We start from the raw sequence: 2,434 nt of genomic DNA on the forward strand, positions 1-2,434 counted from the left end.
GGCGACCTTGGCGATCAGATTTTGAACGATCCACACACAACTCTGTTTCGATTGATTCCATACGCCAAACTTACCACGGAAAAATTTACCGTATATAAGGCAGGGGCTCGGACGCTTACGCGCGAAGAACTTCATCGAAGAATCTCTCAAGCATTTTCTATCATTTGCTTTTCTAAGAAATTTGATTCGATCCAAATGTGGTCTCATTATGCTGATCGCCACGCCGGCATCGTCCTCGGCTTTGATGAATCTGCAAACGAGATTCTTAGTGAGCATGTTCGTGAGGTTTCGTATCGAAATGATCCCATACTTTACCGGCATACTATTAATGACGAAGAATGGTATCTACATTCACAAGCAATTATGCATTCTAAGCATTATTCATGGCATCAGGAGGAAGAGGTTAGGTTAGTCATTCCAAATGATGAGGGATTTATAGATGAAAAATCTAGGTTTAAACAGGATTTCGTCTCATGCCTGAAGGAGATATATTTCGGAGTTAACTGTTCTGATTTCGACATGGAAAACATTGCCTTGCACTGTATTCAGCAGTCGATTGACTGTAAATTCTTTAAAGCTAGGTGTGATCAAGATGTCTGCGGATTATCTTTTCTGGAACGATCGTTGAAGGAATCTTAATTAGTATAGAAGGCTCAGAACAGGTCAAACGCTCACAAACGTCATGCATTACGTTTGTAGTTAGGCCTCCTCTCAGAGGTTCGCCAAGGCAGCTTTTAGAGGCATCTAACGGTCCGAGGTTGATAATTGAGGCACATGGCATGATTCTGTTCGGCTCTCTAAGATATTTAAGAGTTCTGAAGCTGAATAATGGAAATGGAATGTGTGAATTTACCAACGAATTAAAGGGTGGAATCGCTTCTCTCTGACTTTGTTTGTGGGAGTAACTTCTTCTTTTAATTCTTGATGTCGTTATCCTTTGATCGTAGTGGTCGTATATGAATTGCAAGAGCTTAGTTTTTGTGGTCGTGGCCACTGTGGTTTCGACTTTCTCAGTCAATGCGACTGAAAGGACGCTGACGGATACCAAGGGACGAACTATTGATGTGCTTTTACTGGCCAAGACCGACGCTGGTATTTCTGTCATGAGAACTGATGGTTTAGAGTTGGATATTAGCTACGATTTGCTCTCTATCAGTGACCGAGATTTTATCTCACAGTGGGAACCACCTAAGCCTGAGTTACCTGAATCTCCAGTTGATGCTGTTGTTATTATTTCGACAACAGGAAGCACTGGTACTGGATTCTTTGCTCATGATGCAGGCAAAACCTATCTATATACCAATCAACATGTGATTTCCGATATATTTAATGTGAAGGTAACTGACTCAAGAGGGGACCCTGTCGAACTTGCTGAATTAGAAATATCTAATAGTCAGGATGTTGCTCGTTTTAGGGTGAGAAGCCGGCCAGCTTTCTTAATCACAGATAGTGCCGAGTCCAACGAGAAAGTTACAGTGCTGGGGAACAGTGAGGGAGCAGGAGTCATTACTAGTGGACCAGGTCAGATTAAAGGGATTGGGCCATTTGAGATAGAAGTTGATGCCGACTTTGTACCGGGAAATAGCGGTGGCCCAGTCATTAACTCTGAAAATAGTGTTATTGGAATTGCGACATATATTTCACCGGGTGATGAAAGACCTGACTGGGTGACAAAGGACACTCGTTATTCTAAGGCTCGCAGGTTCACAATTAGACCCTCTAGAGTTGAGGATTGGCGAAACATCTCACGCGAAGAATACGCGAAGCAGATCGGTGAATTAGAAAGTGCAATAAATTTGTTTAATCAAATTTATTGGACGTATCTAATGTTGGATGAAGGTAAGGGATATGTTTCCAACATACCTGAGAATTGGCATCGGGATGTGTTACAAATTTTACGTAACCATAATTCTCGACAAAAACGTCCCGACGCAACACGAACAAGCTATTACGTAGATGGTTACTATACGGGTTCTACAACTAAGAGCCATGCAGAAACAAAGGAAGCCTCTAGGCGAGCGAATTTACGAGCGCTGATGAGGGTTATTGAGGATGAGTTTGGCGACTTATATAACTTGAAGAATCGTCAGTTGGATATCGGATATCTACTGGAAAATAAGTATGAAAGCGCAGAGGTCCTTGAGGGGTGGCTCACCTCACTGAAGGGACAGATAAATAATGAGATCGCTTTCAGTAAAAGTTCGTTCTGAGGCTGAAACGGGACTTCGGCACAATTGGAGGCTGAAATGGAGTCAAACGCAAAGGCTGAAATGGGGGCAAACGCAAAATATAAAGATATCGCTTCTGAGGAGTGCCAAAAGTAATAACCCCATTTTTGTATGCAAAACGTAGATGACATGGGAGTTTATCAGGAGCGTGGAAACGCTACAGTGACAAACTTATGCAAAACCCCACATCATCTACGAACATCAAT

General features: G+C 42.4%; 2 protein-coding genes. Both read left to right on the forward strand.

What is annotated here, in order from left to right:
* A partial coding sequence (locus QEH59_RS18350; RefSeq protein ID WP_308986838.1) for a DUF2971 domain-containing protein occupies window positions 1-639 on the forward strand: 639 nt, incomplete at its 5' end.
* 317 nt (window positions 640-956) lie between these two features.
* Window positions 957-2,210, forward strand: coding sequence for a S1 family peptidase (locus QEH59_RS18355; protein ID WP_308986839.1), 1,254 nt, complete (start codon window positions 957-959; stop codon window positions 2,208-2,210).
* Window positions 2,211-2,434: the final 224 nt, after the last annotated feature.

This window comes from Thalassobacterium sedimentorum (genome assembly GCF_031127905.1).
In the GTDB taxonomy this organism is placed as follows: Bacteria; Verrucomicrobiota; Verrucomicrobiia; order Opitutales; family Coraliomargaritaceae; genus Thalassobacterium; species Thalassobacterium sedimentorum.

Bases quoted from the DNA above. Each gene is read 5' to 3' on its own strand.
- QEH59_RS18355 (WP_308986839.1), top strand. From the start codon at position 957: ATGAATTGCAAGAGCTTAGTTTTTGTGGTCGTGGCCACTGTGGTTTCG.